Genomic DNA, 20,764 nt, shown 5'->3' with positions numbered 1-20,764 from the left:
TATGCAGATAGCTCGTCTGACACGCTCCAGCTGGCTATGGCTGGCGGGAGCGCTTCTCATTTTATGGGGGCTGACTGTCGCCGCCGACCGCCTGTGGCCGTTGCCGCTGAAAGAGGTTAATCCGGCCCGGGTGGTGGTGGATGAGCATGGCACGCCGCTCTGGCGTTTTGCCGATAGCGACGGGATCTGGCGCTATCCTGTGACGATCGAAGAGGTCTCTCCCCGTTATCTTGAGGCGCTGATCCAGTACGAAGATCGCTGGTTCTGGGAGCATCCAGGCGTAAACCCGCTCTCTGTCCTGCGCGCTGCCTGGCAGGATCTCAGCTCGGGTAAAGTCGTCTCAGGCGGCAGTACGCTGACCATGCAGGTAGCGCGCCTGCTGGACCCGCATCCGCGCACCTTTGGCGGCAAGGTTCGTCAGCTCTGGCGAGCAATGCAGCTGGAGTGGCACCTCTCTAAACGCGACATCCTGACGCTCTATCTCAACCGCGCCCCCTTTGGCGGCACGCTGCAGGGCGTCGGTGCTGCAAGCTGGACCTATCTCGGCAAACCGCCGTCGCAGCTCAGCTATTCCGAAGCGGCGCTGCTGGCGGTACTGCCGCAGGCACCCAGCCGCTTACGTCCGGACCGCTGGCCTGAGCGGGCCGAATCGGCGCGCAATAAAGTGCTCGACCGCATGGTCACGCAGGGCGTCTGGTCTGCGAAGCAGGTCAAAGAATCACGGGAAGAATCGGTATGGCTGGCGCCCCGACAGATGCCGCAGCTGGCACCGCTCTTTGCACGCATGATGCTAGGAAAAAGCCGCGACACTAAAATTGTCACCACGCTGGATGCCGGACTACAGCGGCAGCTGGAAGAGCTGGCGATGAACTGGAAGTCCCGACTTCCTGCGCGCAGCTCGCTGGCGATGATCGTCGTGGATCATACTAATATGAAGGTACGCGGCTGGGTTGGATCGGTGGATATTAACGATGCCAGTCGTTTTAGCCACGTGGATATGGTCAATGCGATCCGATCCCCGGGATCGGTGCTGAAACCGTTTATCTACGGTATGGCGCTGGACGATGGCCTGATCCATCCCGCCTCGCTGCTCCAGGATGTTCCAAGAAAAACCGGTGATTATCGCCCAGGGAATTTTGACAGCGGGTTCCACGGACCGGTTAGCATGAGTGAAGCGCTGGTGCGCTCCCTCAACCTGCCCGCGGTACAGGTACTCGAAGCCTACGGGCCAAAACGTTTTGCCGGGATGCTGAGTAATGCTGGCCTGCCGCTGATCCTGCCTGCGGGGGCGCAGCCGAATCTCTCCCTGATCCTCGGTGGGGCAGGCGCGCGGCTGGCCGATATTGCCGCGGCCTACAGCGCCTTTTCCCGACACGGTAAGGCGGGAAGGTTGCGCCTACAGCCGGGCGATCCGCTCATTGAACGACCGTTACTGTCGCAAGGCTCGGCGTGGATTATTCGCCGTATTCTGGCGAACGAGGCGCAGCCGCTGCCGGATAATGCGTTACCGCAGGTTGCGCCGCTGGCGTGGAAAACCGGCACCAGCTACGGCTACCGTGATGCCTGGGCCATCGGTTTGAATGCCCGTTACGTGATTGGCATCTGGACCGGACGACCGGACGGCACACCGGTGGCGGGGCAGTTTGGTTTCGCCAGCGCGGTTCCGCTATTAAACCAGGTCAATAACCTGCTTCAGTCACGCTCAACGGTAGATGAAGCCCGCCTGCCGCGCGACCCGCGCCCGGAGAGCGTCGGGCGGGGCGTGATCTGCTGGCCGGGCGGCCAGTCGCTGCCGGAAGGGAGTGAAAACTGTCGGCGTCGCCTGTCGACCTGGCTGCTGGAAGGGAGTGAACCGCCCACGCTGCTATTGCCTGAACAGGAAGGGATACGCGGCATTCGTTTCCCGGTCTGGCTGGATAAAACGGGTAAACGTGTGGCAGCTGATTGCCCTGATGCAACTGAAAAAGTCCTGGATGTCTGGCCGCTGCCGCTGGAGCCGTGGCTGCCCGCAACCGAGCGTCGCGCGGTACGGGTCCCGCCTTCATCAACAACCTGTCCTCCGCTGTCTCAGGACGCACCTGCACCGCTCATCCTGACCGGCGTGCGCGAAGGGGCCGTCATTAAACGTCTGCCGGGGGAATCCCGCGTTTCGCTGCCGCTTCAGGCGACCGGCAACAGCGGTGAGCGCTGGTGGTTTTTGAATGGTGAACCGCTGAGTGTGAAGGGAAGGGTTTACACATTACAGCTTGATAAGTCGGGCGATTATCAGTTACTCGTCATGGATGAGACCGGGCAGGTCGCGACGGTGAATTTTACGCTGCAGTGATCTGAAAACAGCGTTCAGATGTGAGCTGTTGCTAAAACTCGTCTTATTTTAAAAAAATGTTACCTGAATCCATAGGCAATGGCGCTATTGCTCATTATAATCCGCGCCACACCATACTCAGGTATGCAAAACAACAGAACATTGACAGAGGTTATCATGGCTATTGAACGTACTTTTTCCATCATCAAACCAAACGCGGTGGCAAAAAACGTTATTGGCAGCATCTTCGCTCGCTTTGAATCTGCAGGGTTCAAAATTGTTGGCACCAAAATGCTGCACCTGACCGTTGAGCAAGCTCGCGGCTTCTACGCTGAGCACGAAGGTCGCCCATTCTTTGACGGCCTGGTTGAGTTCATGACCTCCGGTCCAATCGTGGTATCCGTGCTGGAAGGCGAAAACGCAGTTCAGCGTCACCGTGACCTGCTGGGCGCAACTAACCCGGACAACGCGCTGGCAGGTACTCTGCGCGCTGACTATGCGGACAGCTTCACCGAGAACGGCACCCACGGTTCTGACTCTGTTGAATCTGCTGCACGCGAAATCGCTTTCTTCTTCGCAGAAGGCGAAGTGTGTCCACGTACCCGTTAATTTAACGGTTTCGTTTACACATTATTTTCGTAAATGCCGCGTCCAGACGTGGCATCCCTGCGCCAGACTTTGTACAATGCAACGCCCCGGACGAGCAGACCGCTTTCCGGGGCGTTTCTATTCAACCCTCCATGGGCCATAACGTGTAACAACGAGGCCGGAAAATATTATGTCTGAACTAGTGAATACCTCCGAAGTCGCCATTCCTGCGGTTCCCAATAAAAATGGAAAAATCAACCTGCTGGATCTGAACCGTCAGCAGATGCGCGAGTTCTTTAAAGAGATGGGCGAAAAGCCGTTTCGTGCCGATCAGGTCATGAAGTGGATGTACCATTACTGCAGCGACAATTTTGATGACATGACCGACATCAACAAGGTCCTGCGCAACAAGCTCAAAGAAGTGGCTGAAATCCGTGCACCGGAAGTGGTGGAAGAGCAGCGCTCCGCGGACGGCACCATCAAATGGGCGATTGCGGTCGGCGATCAGCGCGTTGAGACCGTCTACATCCCGGAAGAAGACCGCGCCACGCTGTGCGTCTCCTCTCAGGTGGGTTGTGCACTGGAGTGCAAATTCTGCTCAACCGCGCAGCAAGGCTTTAACCGTAACCTGCGCGTGTCAGAAATTATCGGCCAGGTCTGGCGTGCCGCGAAAATCGTGGGTGCGGCAAAAGTAACCGGTACGCGTCCTATCACCAACGTGGTGATGATGGGGATGGGTGAGCCGCTGCTGAACCTGACCAACGTGGTTCCGGCGATGGAAATCATGCTGGATGACTTCGGTTTTGGTCTGTCCAAGCGTCGCGTCACGCTGTCTACCTCTGGCGTTGTGCCTGCGCTGGACAAGCTTGGCGACATGATTGACGTTGCGCTGGCGATCTCCCTGCATGCGCCAAACGACGAAATTCGTGACGAAATTGTGCCGATCAACAAAAAGTACAATATCGAAACCTTCCTCGCTGCGGTGCGTCGCTATCTGGAGAAATCCAACGCCAACCAGGGCCGCGTGACCATCGAGTACGTGATGCTTGATCACGTTAACGACGGTACTGAACATGCGCATCAGCTGGCGGAACTGCTTAAAGATACGCCATGCAAAATCAACCTGATCCCATGGAACCCGTTCCCGGGCGCGCCGTATGGCCGTAGCTCGAACAGCCGTATCGACCGTTTCTCCAAGGTGCTGATGGAGTATGGGTTCACCACCATCGTGCGTAAAACCCGTGGTGATGACATTGATGCAGCGTGCGGACAGCTGGCAGGTGATGTCATTGACCGTACCAAACGTACACTGCGTAAACGCATGCAGGGCGAGACGATCGCGGTTAAAGCTGTTTGATTATTATGCACTCGCGGCGCATTATCTGCGCCGTGAAGCATAACCTTACTGAATAATCAGTCAGATTCGTGATGACTGATCAATAATTACGGTGCGTTTCATTCGACTTTCGGGCAGTATGTAACGACGTAACAACAGTTTAGCCGTACGGGCAGGGCTGTACTGTCATCTCCGGGCTGACAGTCTTATACTCTCTGTTCAAGGTTAACTGACCAGAAGTTTCGCGGTGCGGGTGGCATTGTGACTCACCGGCGCCTGAACCCTTATTTTTCACGTACCAGTAGTTGTAGCGAATGAATACTGAAGCCACTCACGACCAACATGAAGCACTCTCCACTGGCGTTCGTCTTCGCAACGCCCGTGAACAACTCGGACTCAGCCAGCAAGCCGTTGCGGAACGCTTGTGCCTGAAGGTTTCCACGGTTCGCGATATTGAAGAAGATAAGGCACCCGCCGATCTGGCTTCAACTTTCCTGCGCGGTTATATCCGCTCTTACGCAAAACTGGTGCACATCCCCGAAAACGAATTACTGCCAATGATGGAGAAGCAGGCCCCGGTCCGTGCAGCAAAAGTTGCGCCGATGCAGACCTTCTCCCTGGGGAAACGTCGTAAAAAACGTGATGGCTGGCTGATGAGCTTTACCTGGCTGGTGCTGTTTGTGGTGATCGGTCTGACCGGTGCATGGTGGTGGCAAAACCACAAGGCGCAGCAGGAAGAGATCACCACCATGGCCGATCAATCTTCTGCTGAACTCAACCAGGCCGGAAGTGAGAACGGCCAGAGCGTGCCGCTGAATACCGACGGCGCAGCGTCCTCCAGCGAACCACAGACCGCAGCGCCAGACGCGTCGGCGACCGGTGCAGCACAGTCCCCGGCAGCAACGGCTAACACCGCTGCGCCGCAGGCTCAGGATCAAAACGCGGTTGTTGCCCCTTCTCAGGCTAATGTTGATACTGCGGCGAACGCGCCTGCGGCTACTCAGCCTGCAGACAATAGCGCTGCAACTCTGCCAACCAGCCCGGCGGATACGGCCACAGCAGCCGATCCCAACGCGCTGGTGATGAACTTCAGCGCCGACTGCTGGCTGGAAGTGACTGATGCGACAGGTAAAAAACTGTTCAGCGGCCTGCAGCGTAAAGATGGCACGTTAAACCTAACTGGCCAGGCTCCTTATAAACTTAAAATCGGCGCTCCGGCAGCGGTACAGATCCAGTATCAAGGAAAACCTGTCGACCTGAGCCGCTTTATCAGAACTAACCAGGTTGCACGTCTTACCGTTAATGCCGAACAATCAGCAGCACAGTAACAGACGGGCAACGCGGGAGATTTTTCATGCATAACCAGGCTCCGATTCAACGTAGAAAATCGAAACGGATTTACGTTGGGAATGTGCCAATCGGCGATGGGGCACCTATCGCCGTTCAGTCGATGACCAACACGCGCACCACCGATGTGGAAGCGACGGTCAATCAAATCAAAGCATTAGAACGTGTAGGCGCGGACATTGTTCGCGTCTCCGTCCCGACCATGGATGCCGCCGAGGCGTTCAAGCTGATCAAACAGCAGGTCAGCGTTCCGCTGGTGGCTGATATCCACTTCGACTACCGCATCGCACTGAAAGTGGCTGAATACGGCGTCGATTGCCTGCGTATTAACCCGGGCAACATCGGTAACGAAGAGCGTATCCGCATGGTTGTGGACTGCGCCCGCGATAAAAATATTCCTATCCGTATCGGCGTTAACGCCGGTTCCCTGGAGAAAGATCTCCAGGAAAAATACGGCGAGCCAACGCCGCAGGCGCTGCTCGAATCCGCCATGCGCCACGTCGATCATCTCGATCGTCTTAACTTCGATCAGTTTAAAGTCAGCGTAAAAGCCTCCGACGTGTTCCTGGCGGTGGAGTCTTACCGTCTGCTGGCAAAGCAGATCGACCAGCCTCTGCACCTCGGGATCACCGAAGCGGGCGGCCTGCGCAGCGGCTCTGTAAAATCTGCGATCGGTCTGGGGCTGCTGCTCTCTGAAGGGATCGGTGACACCCTGCGCGTCTCGCTGGCGGCCGATCCGGTCGAAGAGATCAAGGTCGGTTTCGATATCCTGAAATCACTGCGTATCCGCGCGCGCGGGATCAACTTCATTGCCTGCCCAACCTGCTCACGTCAGGAGTTTGATGTGATCGGGACGGTGAATGCCCTGGAGCAACGTCTGGAAGACATTATCACCCCGATGGATGTCTCCATCATCGGCTGCGTGGTAAATGGTCCGGGTGAAGCACTGGTGTCAACCCTGGGCGTCACCGGCGGTAACAAGAAAAGTGGTCTCTATGAAGATGGCGTTCGAAAAGATCGTCTGGATAATAGCGACATGATCGACCAGCTTGAAGCCCGCATCCGCGCCAAAGCCGCCATGATGGACGAAACACAGCGTATCAGCGTTCAGCAGGTTGAAAAATAACGTGATGGGAAGCGTGCCGCTTCCCATGTATGATTGAACCCATTCTTTGGGTTTTTTTTGTATATAGAAAGAGAATAAACGTGGCAAAAAACATTCAAGCCATCCGCGGCATGAACGATTATCTGCCTGGCGAAACCGCCATCTGGCAGCGCATTGAAGGCACACTGAAGCAGGTGCTCGGCAGCTACGGTTACAGCGAAATTCGTTTGCCGATTGTAGAGCAGACCCCGTTATTCAAACGCGCGATTGGTGAAGTCACCGACGTGGTTGAAAAAGAGATGTACACCTTTGAGGACCGCAACGGCGACAGCCTGACCCTGCGTCCGGAAGGTACGGCGGGCTGCGTACGCGCCGGCATCGAACATGGTCTTCTGTACAATCAGGAGCAGCGCCTGTGGTATATCGGCCCGATGTTCCGCCACGAACGTCCTCAGAAAGGGCGTTATCGCCAGTTCAATCAGCTGGGTGTGGAAGTCTTTGGCCTGCAGGGCCCGGACATCGACGCCGAACTGATTATGCTGACCGCCCGCTGGTGGCGCGCCCTCGGTATCGCCGATCACGTTTCCCTTGAGCTGAACTCTATCGGTTCTCTGGAAGCACGCGCTAACTACCGCGATGCGCTGGTCGCGTTCCTGGAACAGCATAAAGAGAAGCTGGACGAAGACTGCAAACGTCGCATGTACAGTAACCCGCTGCGCGTTCTGGATTCCAAAAACGCGGATGTTCAGGCACTGCTGAACGATGCGCCTGCGCTGGGTGACTACCTGGATGAAGAATCTCGCGAACACTTCGCGGGCCTGTGCAAGCTGCTTGAAGCGGCAGGCATCGCCTATACCGTGAACCAGCGCCTGGTACGCGGTCTGGACTACTACAACCGTACCGTGTTTGAGTGGGTGACCTCCAGCCTCGGCTCTCAGGGCACCGTATGTGCGGGCGGCCGGTATGACGGTCTGGTTGAGCAACTTGGCGGTCGCGCAGCGCCTGCTGTTGGCTTCGCGATGGGCCTTGAGCGACTTGTTTTGCTGGTTCAGGCAGTTAATCCGGAATTTAAAGCAGAATCCGTTGTCGATATATACCTGGTAGCCTCAGGCGCGGAAACGCAGTCTGCGGCGATGCAGCTTGCCGAACGCGTGCGCGATGCGCTGCCGGGCGTTAAGCTGATGACCAACCATGGCGGCGGCAACTTCAAAAAACAGTTTGCTCGTGCCGATAAGTGGGGCGCAAGTATTGCACTGGTGCTGGGTGAGTCCGAAGTGGCTAACGGCGAAGTGGTGGTGAAGGACCTGCGCTCTGGTGAGCAGACAACGGTAACGCAGGACGGCGTTGCGGCGCACTTGCGCACTCTATTGGGCTAAGGAGAAGGACTGCGTGGAAATTTACGAGAACGAACACGATCAGGTCGACGCGATTAAACGCTTCTTTGTTGAAAACGGCAAAGCGCTGGTTGTTGGGGTTATTTTAGGTGTCGGTGCGCTGGTGGGCTGGCGTTACTGGAACAATCATCAGGCGGATTCCGCGCGCGGCGCGTCACTGTCCTATGAAAATACCGTGAGCGCAATTCGTGCCGATCAGCCGCAAACGCTGACTGCGGCAGAAAAATTTGTGGCTGACAACAAAAACACCTACGGTGCACTGGCTGCGCTGGAAGTGGCTCAGCAGTACGTTGATAAGAACGAACTGGATAAAGCCGCTGCTCAGCTCTCTCAGAGCCTTGCTGCGGCCAGCGATGAGAACCTAAAAGCGGTGATCAATCTGCGCCTGGCACGTATTCAGGTTCAGCAGAAAAAAGCTGACGATGCGCTGAAAACGCTCGATACCATCAAAGGCGAAGGTTTTGCTGCCATCGTTGCCGATCTGCGCGGTGAAGCACTGCTGAGCAAAGGTGACAAAGCGGGCGCGCGTAAAGCGTGGCAAGCTGGCGTAGAGAGCAATGCTTCACCTGCGCTGAGCGAAATGATGCAGATGAAAATAAATAATTTGTCCGTCTGAGAGGGACCCGATGCAATTGCGTAAATTACTTCTGCCAGGACTGCTTTCTGTTACGTTATTGAGTGGTTGTTCACTGTTCAGTGGCGAAGAAGACGTTGTGAAAATGTCCCCACTGCCGACGGTTGAAAACCAGTTTACCCCATCCACCGCGTGGGATGTCTCCGTGGGCAATGGGATTGGTGATTTCTATTCCAACCTTCATCCGGCGTATGCAGACAGCGTTGTCTATGCCGCTGACCGCAAAGGTACCGTGAAAGCGGTGAACGCCGATGACGGGAAAGAAGTCTGGTCCGTTAACCTGGCGGAAAAAGACGGCTGGTTCTCCCGTAAGCCTGCACTGCTGTCTGGCGGTCTGACCGTCGCCGGTGGTCATGTCTACGTGGGCAGCGAAAAAGCGCAGGTTTATGCGCTGAACAGCAGCGACGGCTCCATAGCCTGGCAAACAACCGTAGCGGGTGAATCCCTGTCTCGTCCGGTGGTGAGCGACGGCCTGGTGCTGATTCATACCAGCAACGGCCAGCTGCAGGCGCTGAACGAAGCGGACGGTCTGGTGAAATGGACCGTTAACCTGGATATGCCTGCGCTCTCTCTGCGCGGCGAATCTGCGCCGGCTACCGCATTTGGTGCTGCCATTGTGGGCGGTGACAACGGTCGCGTGAGCGCAGTGCTGATGCAGCAGGGCCAGATGATCTGGCAGCAGCGTATCTCTCAGGCCACTGGCTCAACGGAAATTGATCGTCTGAGCGATGTCGACACAACGCCGGTTATCGTTAACGGTGTGGTTTACGCGCTGGCCTATAACGGCAACCTGACCGCGCTGGATCTGCGCAGCGGCCAGATCATGTGGAAACGTGAGCTGGGCTCTGTGAACGATTTCGTCGTTGAAGGTAACCGCATCTATATGGTTGACCAGAACGACCGTATTCTGGCGCTGAGCACCGAAGGCGGCGTGACGCTGTGGACGCAAAGCGATCTGCTGCACCGTCTGCTGACCTCGCCAGCACTGTACAACGGTAGTCTGGTGGTCGGCGACAGCGAAGGGTATATGCACTGGATCGATCCGGATAATGGCCGCTTTGTTGCACAGCAAAAAGTCGACAGCTCCGGTTTCCTGACCGATCCGGTTGTGGCCGACGGCAAACTGCTGATTCAGGCAAAAGACGGCACGCTGTACGCGATCACGCGTTAATTACCCGGCGGTTGTAGTATACTAAACGGCTCCTGTTCACTCAGGAGCCGTTTTGACATTTTTAAAAACGCCGCAAAAGCGACGTTATTTTGAATTTTATGAGGCTTCAAACATGGTACCTGTGGTCGCGCTTGTCGGGCGCCCTAACGTTGGAAAATCCACACTTTTTAACCGTTTAACACGCACCCGTGATGCGCTGGTTGCGGATTTCCCGGGGCTGACGCGTGACCGTAAGTACGGTCGTGCAGAGGTGGAAGGACGCGAGTTCATCTGTATTGATACCGGTGGTATTGACGGCACAGAAGACGGCGTTGAAACCCGCATGGCGGAGCAGTCGCTGCTGGCGATTGAAGAAGCGGATGTGGTGCTGTTTATGGTGGATGCGCGTGCTGGCCTGATGCCGGCGGACTCCGCTATTGCCAAACACCTGCGTTCACGCGAAAAACCGACCTTCCTGGTAGCGAACAAAACTGACGGTATTGATGCCGATCAGGCCGTCGCGGATTTCTGGTCTCTGGGCCTGGGTGAGATCTACCCGATTGCGGCATCGCACGGCCGCGGCGTCACCAGCCTGCTGGAAACCGTTCTGCTGCCGTGGGTTGACGAAGTGAACCCACCGGAAGAAGTAGACGAAGACGCTGAATACTGGGCACAGTTCGAAGACGGAGAAGAGGGCGAAGAAGAGCCTGAAGACGACTTCAACCCGCAGGATCTGCCGATCAAGCTGGCTATCGTGGGTCGTCCAAACGTAGGTAAGTCTACGCTTACTAACCGTATTCTGGGTGAAGAGCGCGTGGTCGTTTACGACATGCCGGGCACCACCCGTGACAGCATCTACATCCCAATGCAGCGCGATGAACGTGAGTATGTCCTCATCGACACCGCCGGGGTGCGTAAGCGCGGGAAAATCACCGATGTGGTGGAAAAATTCTCCGTTATCAAAACCCTGCAGGCGATCGAAGATGCCAACGTGGTGCTGCTGGTTATCGACGCGCGCGAAGGTATCTCCGATCAGGATCTCTCTCTGCTTGGCTTTATCCTCAATAGTGGGCGCTCACTGGTTATTGTGGTCAACAAGTGGGATGGCCTGAGCAATGAAGTGCGTGAGCAGGTGAAAGAGACCCTCGACTTCCGTCTGGGCTTTATCGACTTTGCCCGCGTGCACTTTATCTCTGCCCTGCACGGCAGCGGCGTGGGTAACCTCTTCGAATCCGTGCGTGAAGCGTATGACAGCTCCACCCGTCGCCAGAGCACCGCGATGCTGACGCGCATCATGAATATGGCTGCGGAAGACCATCAGCCGCCGCTGGTGCGCGGCCGTCGCGTGAAGCTGAAATATGCCCACGCCGGTGGTTATAACCCGCCAATCGTAGTAATTCACGGCAACCAGGTGAAAGACCTGCCGGATTCCTACAAGCGCTATCTGATGAACTACTTCCGTAAATCGCTGGACGTTATGGGCACGCCTATCCGTATCCAGTTCAAGGAAGGGGAAAACCCGTTTGCCAACAAGCGCAACACCCTGACGCCAAACCAGATGCGTAAGCGTAAGCGCTTGATTAAGCACATTAAGAAAAGCAAATAGTTTTTGCCGATCACACGAAAGCCCGCGTTTATCGCGGGTTTTTTTTGCCCAATCATACCGCCGGTTTTCTCTGTGTGAAGTCAATCACTATTCACTTTTAACCAAGTTTAAATCTAAGAAAGTAGACAATCGTCGAATTTTCATCTTAAAGTCCAGGGTCCGGTACTAGACAAAACTAGCGCCTGGTTATCAAATGGTTAACTAACTTTTCGCCGCATGTAAAAAATCGGCCAGATACGTAACTGGCCGGCGTACCTGCTGGTGTTTACAAGCACGACGACATACCTTTCGGGAGAATTATGCAATCCACTGTTAATCAAAAAGAGAGCCGAACGTTCTTCGGCCATCCGTATCCGCTCGGTTCCCTGTTCTTCACCGAGATGTGGGAGCGTTTCTCGTTTTACGGCATCCGTCCGTTACTGATCCTGTTTATGGCCGCCACCGTCTATGACGGCGGGATGGGCCTGGCGCGTGAAAACGCCTCGGCGATTGTCGGTATCTTTGCCGGTACCATGTACCTGGCCGCGCTGCCGGGCGGCTGGCTGGCCGATAACTGGCTGGGTCAGCAGAGAGCCGTCTGGTACGGTTCGATCCTGATTGCGCTCGGTCACCTGTCGATCGCGCTCTCTGCTGTGATGGGCAACAACCTGTTCTTTATCGGCCTGATGTTCATCGTGCTTGGCTCCGGGCTGTTCAAAACCTGTATCTCGGTGATGGTCGGCACCCTCTATAAAAAAGGCGACGCGCGTCGTGACGGCGGTTTCTCGCTGTTCTATATGGGCATCAATATGGGCTCGTTCATCGCGCCGCTGATTTCCGGCTGGCTGATCAAAACCCACGGCTGGCACTGGGGCTTTGGTATTGGCGGCATCGGGATGCTGGTTGCGCTGATTATCTTCCGCGTGTTTGCCGTTCCGGCGATGAAACGCTATGACGGCGAAGTCGGCCTCGACTCCACCTGGAACAGCCCGGTGGTGAAGCGTAACGGCGTGGGCGTTTGGCTGCTGGCACTGGCGGCAGGCGTGGCAACGATCGTAACGCTGATTGCGCAGGGCGTGATTGTGATTAACCCGGTCGCGGTAGCCAGCGTGCTGGTCTACGTGATTGCGGCGTCCGTTGCCCTCTACTTTATTTATCTGTTTGTTTTTGCGGGGCTGAACCGTAAAGAGCGCGCCAGGCTGCTGGTCTGCTTTATTCTGCTGATCTCCGCGGCGTTCTTCTGGTCCGCGTTCGAACAAAAGCCAACGTCGTTCAACCTGTTTGCCAACGACTACACTAACCGCATGATCGGTGATTTCGAAATCCCGGCGGTGTGGTTCCAGTCAATCAACGCCCTGTTCATCATCCTGCTGGCACCGGTGTTTAGCTGGGCATGGCCGAAGCTGGCGAGTAAAAACATTCGTCCGAGCAGCATCACCAAGTTTGTTATTGGTATTCTGTGCGCGGCGGCGGGCTTTGGCCTGATGATGCTGGCGGCACAGAACGTGCTGAGCAGCGGTGGGGCGGGCGTGTCGCCGTTCTGGCTGGTGGGCAGCATCCTGATGCTGACGCTCGGCGAACTGTGCCTGAGCCCGATTGGCCTGGCGACCATGACGCTGCTTGCGCCGGAAAGAATGCGCGGTCAGATGATGGGGCTGTGGTTCTGCGCCAGCGCGCTGGGTAACCTGGCGGCGGGCCTGATTGGCGGCCATGTGAAGGCCGATCAGCTGGATATGCTGCCGGATCTCTTTGCGCGCTGCTCCATCGCGCTGCTAATCTGTGCCGCGGTACTGATCGTTCTCATTGTTCCGGTTCGCCGCATGCTGGAAAATGCGCAGACTAAACCGGCAGCTGAAGCCTGATAATGTTCAGCCTACCGGGGCAGTTATCCTGTCCCGGTAAAACCTAACTGGAGAGAATATGTCGATTACCTGCCCGGATTGCCAGACACCGCTGGAACCTCAGAACGGGATAGCGCACTGCGACAGCTGTAATAAAGATATTGCGCTTGAAGCCCGCTGCCCGGAGTGCCATCAGCCACTCCAGGTATTAAAAGCCTGCGGCGCGGTGGACTATTTCTGCCAGAACGGCCACGGTCTTATCTCTAAAAAACGCGTGGAGTTTGTTCGGGCCGAAGGTTAATCGCACACGCAGCCTTCGCCTTTCTGCCACAGTTCGACCAGCGACTCGGGCGCTTCCTGCTCGGGCACCAGCACGATGATATCGGCGTAGTGCGCCTGATTTTGTCCGGTCCAGATAATCTGGATGCGGAAATAGCGCTGGTCGCCGCTGCCGGGTGAAGAGGCTTGCCCGGGCGGCTGGCCGCGTGGAAAAGCCTGCTCCAGGATGCTCACCAGCCGCTGGCGCTGGGCCTCATTGAGCGAGGAGAGCGCGATGGTGCGCTGTCCGCTCAGCTTGGGAATAAAAGCGACGCCGCCTTCCCGGGCCAGCTCAACCACGGCGTCATCCGTCAGTTCCGGAACCTGCATTTACAACACTCCCACCTGTTCCCAGGCTTGTTTAATGGCCGCTCCAGCGTCGCCGCCGGAGCGTTTCTCTCCGTGCGCGATCGTCAGTTTTGCGAAGGCCTCAAAATCCGCATCCTGCGCCAGATTGCGATCGCAAACCGTGTCGTACCAGGCATAACCCGCTTTTTCCCAGGCGTAGCCGCCGATCGCCGTCGCGGCCAGATAAAATGCCCGGTTAGGGATGCCGGAGTTCAGATGCACGCCGCCGTTGTCCTCGCGCGTTTTAATGAAATCTTTCATGTGCGCGGGCTGCGGGTCTTTGCCGAGCAGCGGATCGTCATAGGCGGTGCCGGGTTCAGACATCGAGCGCAGCCCTTTGCCGTTGATCCCTTTCGCCAGCAGCCCTTCACCAATGAGCCAGTCAGCTTTATCGGCGGTTTGCTTCAGATGGTACTGTTTAACCAGCGAGCCAAATACGTCCGACAGCGACTCGTTCAGCGCGCCCGACTGTTCGAAATAGATAAGCCCGGCTTCGGTCTCGGTCACGCCGTGGCTTAGCTCGTGCGCCACCACGTCGATGGCGATGGTAAAGCGGTTAAATATTTCCCCGTCACCGTCGCCGAATACCATCTGCTGACCGTTCCAGAAGGCGTTCTGATATTCACGGCCGTAGTGAACGGTGCCGGTCAAAATAAGCCCTTTATTATCGAGCGAATCACGCTGATATTCTTTCCAGAAGAAATCATGGGTAATACCCAAATAATCGTAGGCTTCATCCACCGCCACATCGCCGTTCGACGGCTGGCCTTCGTAACGCACCTGCGTACCCGGCAGCTCCTGGGTTTGCTTCGCGTCGTAAATATCGCGCTCCAGCTGTCCGGCTTTATTCACGTGGGGCGCGGCGGGTTTGCCGGGCATGTGGGCCATCAGCGTCTGGACGTGGGTTAAGGTCTGACGGGCACACCGCTGCTGCGGCTCGGAACCGCTTTCGATAATACGACGAAGAATATAAGGGGGAATAACGCTATGAAGATGGGGCATGCTGCTCTCCTTATTAAAAAAGGGAATAGCAGCAGTATAGTAAGTAACCGGCGAAGAATTATCCGGTTTTACGCTGACGCGTCTTTTTCACCGGTTTAATTGATTTCACTTCGCTTTCTACCCAGCCGTCTGAAAGACGCGTCGTCAGCACATCGCCGGCTTTCACCTGTTTGGTCTGCTTCAGCACTTTGCCGTCCGTCGCCGTCGTCACGCTATAGCCGCGCGCCAGCGTGGAGAGGGGGCTGACCGCTTCAAGATGGGTCACCGCATTGCCAAAACGCTCGCGGGTGGTGCTCAGACGCGCCCGGATTGTCTCCGCCAGACGATACTCCAGCTGCTGGATCCGCGTTTGCGCGCGATAAATTTTCGGCTGCGGGTTCTGCTGGTTCAGGCGCTGCGTCACGCGCTGCTGGCGCGATACCGCGCGCTTAAGCTGCGCGTCCACCGCAACGCTCATGCGCTGACGCAGGCGCTCCAGCACGGTCTGCTGACGCGCCAGACGCAGCTGTGGGTGCTGCTGCTGAAGTCGATGATGAAGCTGGGTAAAGCGGCGGGTACGGTTGGCAAGGAAGTAGTCCATCGCCATCTCAAGGCGCTGCTGGCCGTTCTGAATCTGACGCAGCAGCTCCAGCTGGTTGCGGCTGACCACTTCCGCCGCCGCGGACGGCGTAGGCGCGCGCAGATCCGCGACAAAATCGGCTATCGTTACGTCCGTTTCGTGGCCGACGGCGCTCACCACGGGGATAAGGCTGGCAAAGATTGCCCGCGCCACGCGCTCGTCGTTAAAGCTCCACAGATCTTCCAGCGAGCCGCCGCCGCGCCCGACGATTAATACGTCGCACTCCTGACGGGCGTTCGCCAGCTCAATGGCGCGTACAATCTGGCCCGGCGCATCGTCACCCTGAACGGCGGTCGGGTAGATGATGACGGGCAGGGAAGGGTCGCGACGCTTCAGCACGTGCAAGATATCGTGCAGTGCCGCACCGGTTTTCGAGGTGATGACCCCAACGCAGTGGGCAGGGGAGGGCAGCGGTTTTTTGTACTGCTGGTCGAACAGCCCTTCGGCAGAGAGCCTGGCTTTTAGATGTTCATACTTCTGCTGCAGCAGCCCTTCGCCCGCAGGCTGCATGCTCTCGACGATAATCTGATAATCGCCGCGCGGCTCATACAGTGTGATGTTGGCGCGAACCAGAACCTGCTGGCCGTGCTGGGGGCGGAACGTCACGCGGCGGTTGCTGTTGCGGAACATCGCACAGCGCACCTGGGCGGTATCGTCTTTTAAAGTAAAGTACCAGTGGCCGGATGACGGCTGCGTGAAGTTAGAGATCTCACCGCTGATCCAGACCTGCCCCATTTCCTGCTCAAGCAGCAAACGCACCGTCTGATTAAGGCGGCTGACGGTATAAATTGAGGGGGATTGAGAGGATAACATGTGAGCGGGATCAAATTCTAAATCAGCAAGTTATTCAGTCGATAGTAACCTGCTGAGAGGTGAGCGCAAGCATTTTTTTTAAAAAAGTGTGGATGCAATCGGTTACGCTCTGTATAATGCCACGGCAATATTTAACCACCCAGGTCAGAGATATTGCCCATGCTACGTATCGCTAAAGAAGCACTGACGTTTGACGACGTCCTCCTCGTTCCCGCTCACTCCACCGTTCTGCCGAATACTGCCGATCTCAGCACGCAGTTGACGAAAACCATTCGTCTGAACATTCCTATGCTCTCCGCAGCAATGGACACCGTGACTGAAGCGCGTCTGGCTATCGCCCTGGCACAGGAAGGCGGCATTGGCTTTATCCACAAAAACATGTCTATCGAGCGTCAGGCGGAAGAAGTTCGCCGCGTGAAGAAACATGAATCCGGCATCGTGTCTGACCCACAGACCGTTCTGCCAACCACCACGCTGCACGAAGTGAAGGCCCTGACCGAACGTAACGGCTTTGCCGGTTACCCGGTTGTGACCGAAGAGAACGAACTGGTCGGTATTATCACCGGTCGTGACGTACGTTTCGTGACTGACCTGAACCAGCCTGTCAGCGTCTACATGACCCCAAAAGAGCGCCTGGTTACCGTTCGCGAAGGTGAAACCCGCGACGTCGTGCTGGCAAAAATGCACGAAAAACGCGTTGAAAAAGCGCTGGTTGTTGACAGCAGCTTCCACCTGCGCGGCATGATCACCGTTAAAGACTTCCAGAAAGCAGAACGTAAGCCTAACGCCTGTAAAGACGAGCATGGCCGTCTGCGCGTTGGCGCTGCGGTTGGCGCAGGTGCCGGCAACGAAGAGCGCGTTGACGCGCTGGTTGCTGCGGGCGTTGACGTCCTGCTGATTGACTCCTCTCACGGCCACTCCGAAGGCGTTCTGCAACGTATTCGTGATACCCGTGCTAAATATCCTGATCTGCAGATCATCGGCGGTAACGTGGCCACTGGCGCAGGCGCTCGCGCGCTGGCTGACGCCGGCTGCAGCGCGGTGAAAGTGGGTATCGGCCCTGGCTCTATCTGCACCACCCGTATCGTGACCGGCGTGGGCGTTCCACAGATCACCGCGGTGTCTGACGCGGTGGAAGCGCTGGAAGGCACCGGTATTCCGGTTATCGCTGACGGCGGTATCCGCTTCTCTGGCGACATCGCCAAAGCGATCGCCGCGGGCGCCGCTGCCGTGATGGTCGGCTCCATGCTGGCCGGTACCGAAGAATCCCCGGGCGAAATCGAACTCTACCAGGGCCGTTCTTACAAATCTTACCGCGGCATGGGCTCCCTGGGCGCGATGTCCAAAGGTTCCTCTGACCGTTACTTCCAGACCGATAACGCCGCAGACAAACTGGTACCGGAAGGTATCGAAGGTCGCGTTGCCTATAAAGGCCGTCTGAAGGAGATCATTCACCAGCAGATGGGCGGCCTGCGTTCCTGTATGGGTCTGACCGGCTGTGGTACCATTGACCTGCTGCGTACTAAAGCGGAATTCGTACGCATCAGCGGTGCGGGTATCCAGGAGAGCCACGTTCACGACGTGACGATCACCAAAGAGTCCCCGAACTACCGTCTGGGCTCCTGATAAGTTTCCGCGCCCGGCTTCTGCCGGGCGCTCTGTTTTTGTTTCACTTGCCTCGGAATTAGCGTCAATGACGGAAAACATTCATAAACATCGCATTCTCATCCTGGACTTCGGTTCTCAGTACACTCAGCTGGTGGCGCGTCGCGTACGTGAACTGGGCGTTTACTGTGAACTGTGGGCGTGGGATGTCACGGAAGCACAGATTCGCGAATTCAATCCAAGCGGCATCATCCTGTCCGGCGGCCCGGAAAGCACCACCGAAGAGAACAGCCCGCGCGCGCCGCAGTACGTGTTCGAAGCTGGCGTGCCGGTATTCGGCGTGTGCTACGGTATGCAGACCATGGCAATGCAGCTGGGCGGCCACGTAGAAGGCTCTAACGAGCGCGAGTTTGGCTACGCACAGGTAGAAGTGGTCACCGACAGCGCGCTGGTGCGCGGTATCGAAGACTCCCTGACCGCAGACGGCAAACCGCTGCTGGACGTGTGGATGAGCCACGGTGACAAAGTCACCGCCATCCCGTCTGACTTCGTGACCGTTGCCAGCACCGAAAGCTGCCCATTCGCCATCATGGCGAACGAAGAAAAACGCTTCTACGGCGTACAGTTCCACCCGGAAGTGACCCACACCCGCCAGGGTATGCGCATGCTGGAGCGCTTCGTGCGTGACATCTGCCAGTGTGAAGCCCTGTGGACCCCGGCTAAAATCATCGACGACGCCGTTGAGCGTATCCGCCAGCAGGTTGGCGATGACAAAGTGATCCTCGGCCTCTCCGGCGGCGTGGATTCCTCCGTGACCGCGATGCTGCTGCACCGCGCCATCGGCAAAAACCTGACCTGCGTCTTCGTGGACAACGGTCTGCTGCGTCTGAACGAAGCCCAGCAGGTCATGGACATGTTCGGCGACCACTTCGGTCTGAACATCGTTCACGTGGAAGGCGAGCAGCGCTTCCTGGACGCGCTGAAAGGCGAGAACGATCCGGAAGCGAAACGTAAGATCATCGGTCGCGTGTTCGTGGAAGTGTTTGACGAAGAAGCGCTGAAGCTGGAAGACGTGAAGTGGCTGGCGCAGGGCACCATCTATCCGGACGTGATCGAGTCTGCGGCCTCCGCAACCGGTAAAGCGCACGTCATCAAATCTCACCACAACGTGGGCGGCCTGCCGAAAGAGATGAAGATGGGCCTGGTTGAACCGCTGCGCGAGCTGTTCAAAGACGAAGTGCGTAAGATCGGTCTGGAACTGGGTCTACCGTACGACATGCTCTACCGTCACCCGTTCCCGGGTCCGGGTCTGGGCGTGCGCGTGCTGGGCGAAGTGAAGAAAGAGTACTGCGACCTGCTGCGTCGCGCGGACGCTATCTTCATCGAAGAGCTGCACAAAGCTGATCTGTACAACAAAGTGAGCCAGGCGTTCACCGTGTTCCTGCCGGTTCGTTCCGTCGGTGTGATGGGCGATGGCCGTAAGTACGACTGGGTTGTCTCCCTCCGTGCGGTGGAAACCATCGACTTCATGACCGCACACTGGGCGCACCTGCCGTATGACTTCTTAGGCCGCGTGTCTAACCGCATTATCAACGAAGTGAATGGTATTTCCCGCGTCGTGTATGACATCAGCGGTAAGCCACCGGCTACGATTGAGTGGGAATAATCCCTCTGCACTAAAAACAAAAGCCCGCATTGATGCGGGCTTTTTTGTGAGTTACGTACGCAACCGACGCCCGCTTTTCTCCTCAAACAGGAAAACCCTCGAAAGATCCGCTTCCAGCAAGACCGCATCGCCAGGACTGACATCCAGTTTTTCATGCGACACGACAATCATCTCCTGGTCGCCGACGCGTACCAGAATCTCCTGGCCTTCGCCGGTCATCTCTACCAGTACGATTTCTGCTGCTACCCCGGTATTGCTGATTCGAAGGTGATGCGGACGAATGGCGCAGACGATCTTCATCCCGTCGATATACGATGTCAGCGGGCAGGGGAAGCGGTAGCCGTTTTCCAGCACCACGCTCCCGTCATGGATAACCCCTTTTATGGTATTGATCTCCGGGGTACCGATAAAGCCCGCGACAAAGAGGTTATCCGGATTGTGATAAAGCTCTTCCGGTGTTCCGACCTGTTCAATATTGCCAGCATTCAGCACCACGATGCGGTCTGCCATGGTCATTGCTTCGGTTTGATCGTGGGTGACATAGATTGTCGTGCGCCCGATTCTCTGGTGGAGCTTGCGAATTTCACCGCGCATTTTATGGCGAAGCTTAGCGTCCAGGTTGGACAGGGGTTCATCGAACAAAAAGGCTTTAGGATCGCGGACAATCGCCCGGCCCATCGCGACGCGCTGGCGCTGGCCTCCTGAAAGCTCACGCGGTACCCGGTCAAGCAGATGCGTCAGTCCGAGTATTTCAGCCGCTTCTTCAACCCGTGCCATGCGTTCTGCTTTGGGCACGTTGGCGAGCTTTAGCGCAAAGCTCATGTTGTCCCGCACTTTCATGTGCGGATAGAGTGCGTAGCTCTGGAACACCATTGCGATATCGCGCTTTTTGGCGGGCAGGGTGGTCACTACTTCGCCCTGCATGAGCAGTTCGCCAGAGGTAATATCTTCAAGTCCGGCGATCATTCGCAAAAGTGTGGATTTACCGCAGCCGGAAGGGCCTACCAGCACAATGAATTCACCTTCGTGGATATTCAACGAGATGTCGTTGATGATGCTGACGTTGCCGTAGGATTTACCCAGGTTGTTCAGTACGATTTGGCTCATG

Annotated in this window: 17 protein-coding genes; 13 read left to right on the top strand and 4 right to left on the bottom strand. The window is 56.7% G+C overall.

The window, feature by feature from the left end:
- Position 1: 1 nt before the first annotated feature.
- From pbpC to L370_RS21060, 11 genes are all read left to right on the top strand, one after another.
- A complete protein-coding gene (gene pbpC / locus L370_RS21010; RefSeq protein WP_023333030.1) occupies positions 2–2,326 on the top strand; it encodes a peptidoglycan glycosyltransferase PbpC in 2,325 nt (774 codons plus the stop codon).
- Positions 2,327–2,482: 156 nt separating this feature from the next.
- Positions 2,483–2,914, top strand: a complete 432-nt coding sequence (gene ndk, locus L370_RS21015; RefSeq protein WP_003860625.1) for a nucleoside-diphosphate kinase — start codon at positions 2,483–2,485, stop codon at positions 2,912–2,914.
- A gap of 169 nt (positions 2,915–3,083) precedes the next feature.
- Positions 3,084–4,250, top strand: a complete 1,167-nt coding sequence (locus L370_RS21020; RefSeq protein WP_014171168.1) for a dual-specificity RNA methyltransferase RlmN — start codon at positions 3,084–3,086, stop codon at positions 4,248–4,250.
- Between the two features lie 293 nt (positions 4,251–4,543).
- Positions 4,544–5,557: a cytoskeleton protein RodZ gene (gene rodZ, locus L370_RS21025; protein WP_023333029.1), complete on the top strand. Its 1,014-nt coding sequence runs from the start codon at positions 4,544–4,546 to the stop codon at positions 5,555–5,557.
- A 26-nt stretch (positions 5,558–5,583) separates the two neighbouring features.
- Positions 5,584–6,702 (top strand): flavodoxin-dependent (E)-4-hydroxy-3-methylbut-2-enyl-diphosphate synthase, encoded by a 1,119-nt coding sequence (gene ispG, locus L370_RS21030; protein ID WP_023308814.1) that lies wholly within the window; start codon positions 5,584–5,586, stop codon positions 6,700–6,702.
- Between the two features lie 80 nt (positions 6,703–6,782).
- Positions 6,783–8,057: a histidine--tRNA ligase gene (gene hisS, locus L370_RS21035; protein WP_023333028.1), complete on the top strand. Its 1,275-nt coding sequence runs from the start codon at positions 6,783–6,785 to the stop codon at positions 8,055–8,057.
- Between the two features lie 13 nt (positions 8,058–8,070).
- A complete protein-coding gene (locus L370_RS21040; protein WP_023333027.1) occupies positions 8,071–8,691 on the top strand; it encodes a YfgM family protein in 621 nt (206 codons plus the stop codon).
- 10 nt (positions 8,692–8,701) lie between these two features.
- Positions 8,702–9,880 carry an outer membrane protein assembly factor BamB gene (bamB, locus tag L370_RS21045; RefSeq protein ID WP_023333026.1) on the top strand — a complete coding sequence of 393 codons (1,179 nt, stop codon included), beginning with the start codon at positions 8,702–8,704 and terminating at the stop codon, positions 9,878–9,880.
- 112 nt (positions 9,881–9,992) lie between these two features.
- On the top strand, positions 9,993–11,465 hold the full coding sequence (gene der, locus L370_RS21050; RefSeq protein WP_023308811.1) for a ribosome biogenesis GTPase Der: 1,473 nt from the start codon (positions 9,993–9,995) through the stop codon (positions 11,463–11,465).
- Between the two features lie 299 nt (positions 11,466–11,764).
- Positions 11,765–13,306 carry a peptide MFS transporter gene (locus tag L370_RS21055; protein ID WP_023308797.1) on the top strand — a complete coding sequence of 514 codons (1,542 nt, stop codon included), beginning with the start codon at positions 11,765–11,767 and terminating at the stop codon, positions 13,304–13,306.
- Between the two features lie 58 nt (positions 13,307–13,364).
- Positions 13,365–13,586, top strand: a complete 222-nt coding sequence (locus L370_RS21060) for a zinc ribbon domain-containing protein (protein ID WP_023333025.1) — start codon at positions 13,365–13,367, stop codon at positions 13,584–13,586.
- On the opposite strand, the gene L370_RS21065 is transcribed toward L370_RS21060, so the two are convergent.
- From L370_RS21065 to xseA, 3 genes are read right to left on the bottom strand one after another with little or no spacing between them, the layout of a single operon-like run.
- Entirely contained in the window at positions 13,583–13,933 is a 351-nt protein-coding gene (locus tag L370_RS21065; RefSeq protein ID WP_006811517.1) for a protealysin inhibitor emfourin, read from the bottom strand. The genes L370_RS21060 and L370_RS21065 overlap by 4 nt on opposite strands.
- Complete coding sequence (locus L370_RS21070; protein ID WP_023333024.1) at positions 13,934–14,953, bottom strand: M4 family metallopeptidase; 1,020 nt, start codon at positions 14,951–14,953, stop codon at positions 13,934–13,936. It abuts the gene before it with no gap.
- Positions 14,954–15,011: 58 nt separating this feature from the next.
- Positions 15,012–16,385 (bottom strand): exodeoxyribonuclease VII large subunit, encoded by a 1,374-nt coding sequence (xseA, locus tag L370_RS21075; RefSeq protein ID WP_023333023.1) that lies wholly within the window; start codon positions 16,383–16,385, stop codon positions 15,012–15,014.
- A gap of 159 nt (positions 16,386–16,544) precedes the next feature.
- Between xseA and guaB the strand changes: the two genes are divergently transcribed.
- Positions 16,545–18,011, top strand: coding sequence for an IMP dehydrogenase (gene guaB / locus L370_RS21080; RefSeq protein ID WP_023333022.1), 1,467 nt, complete (start codon positions 16,545–16,547; stop codon positions 18,009–18,011).
- A gap of 67 nt (positions 18,012–18,078) precedes the next feature.
- Positions 18,079–19,656, top strand: a complete 1,578-nt coding sequence (gene guaA / locus L370_RS21085; RefSeq protein WP_006811514.1) for a glutamine-hydrolyzing GMP synthase — start codon at positions 18,079–18,081, stop codon at positions 19,654–19,656.
- A 51-nt stretch (positions 19,657–19,707) separates the two neighbouring features.
- Here guaA and L370_RS21090 read toward each other — a convergent pair whose 3' ends face one another.
- Positions 19,708–20,763 (bottom strand): ABC transporter ATP-binding protein, encoded by a 1,056-nt coding sequence (locus L370_RS21090; RefSeq protein WP_023333021.1) that lies wholly within the window; start codon positions 20,761–20,763, stop codon positions 19,708–19,710.
- Position 20,764 lies beyond the last annotated feature (1 nt).

It is taken from the genome of Enterobacter sp. MGH 24 (assembly GCF_000493015.1).
Lineage (GTDB): Bacteria > Pseudomonadota > Gammaproteobacteria > Enterobacterales > Enterobacteriaceae > Enterobacter.
Note: the sequence above shows the minus strand (reverse complement) of the source record. Positions and strands in the feature narration are given on the sequence as shown.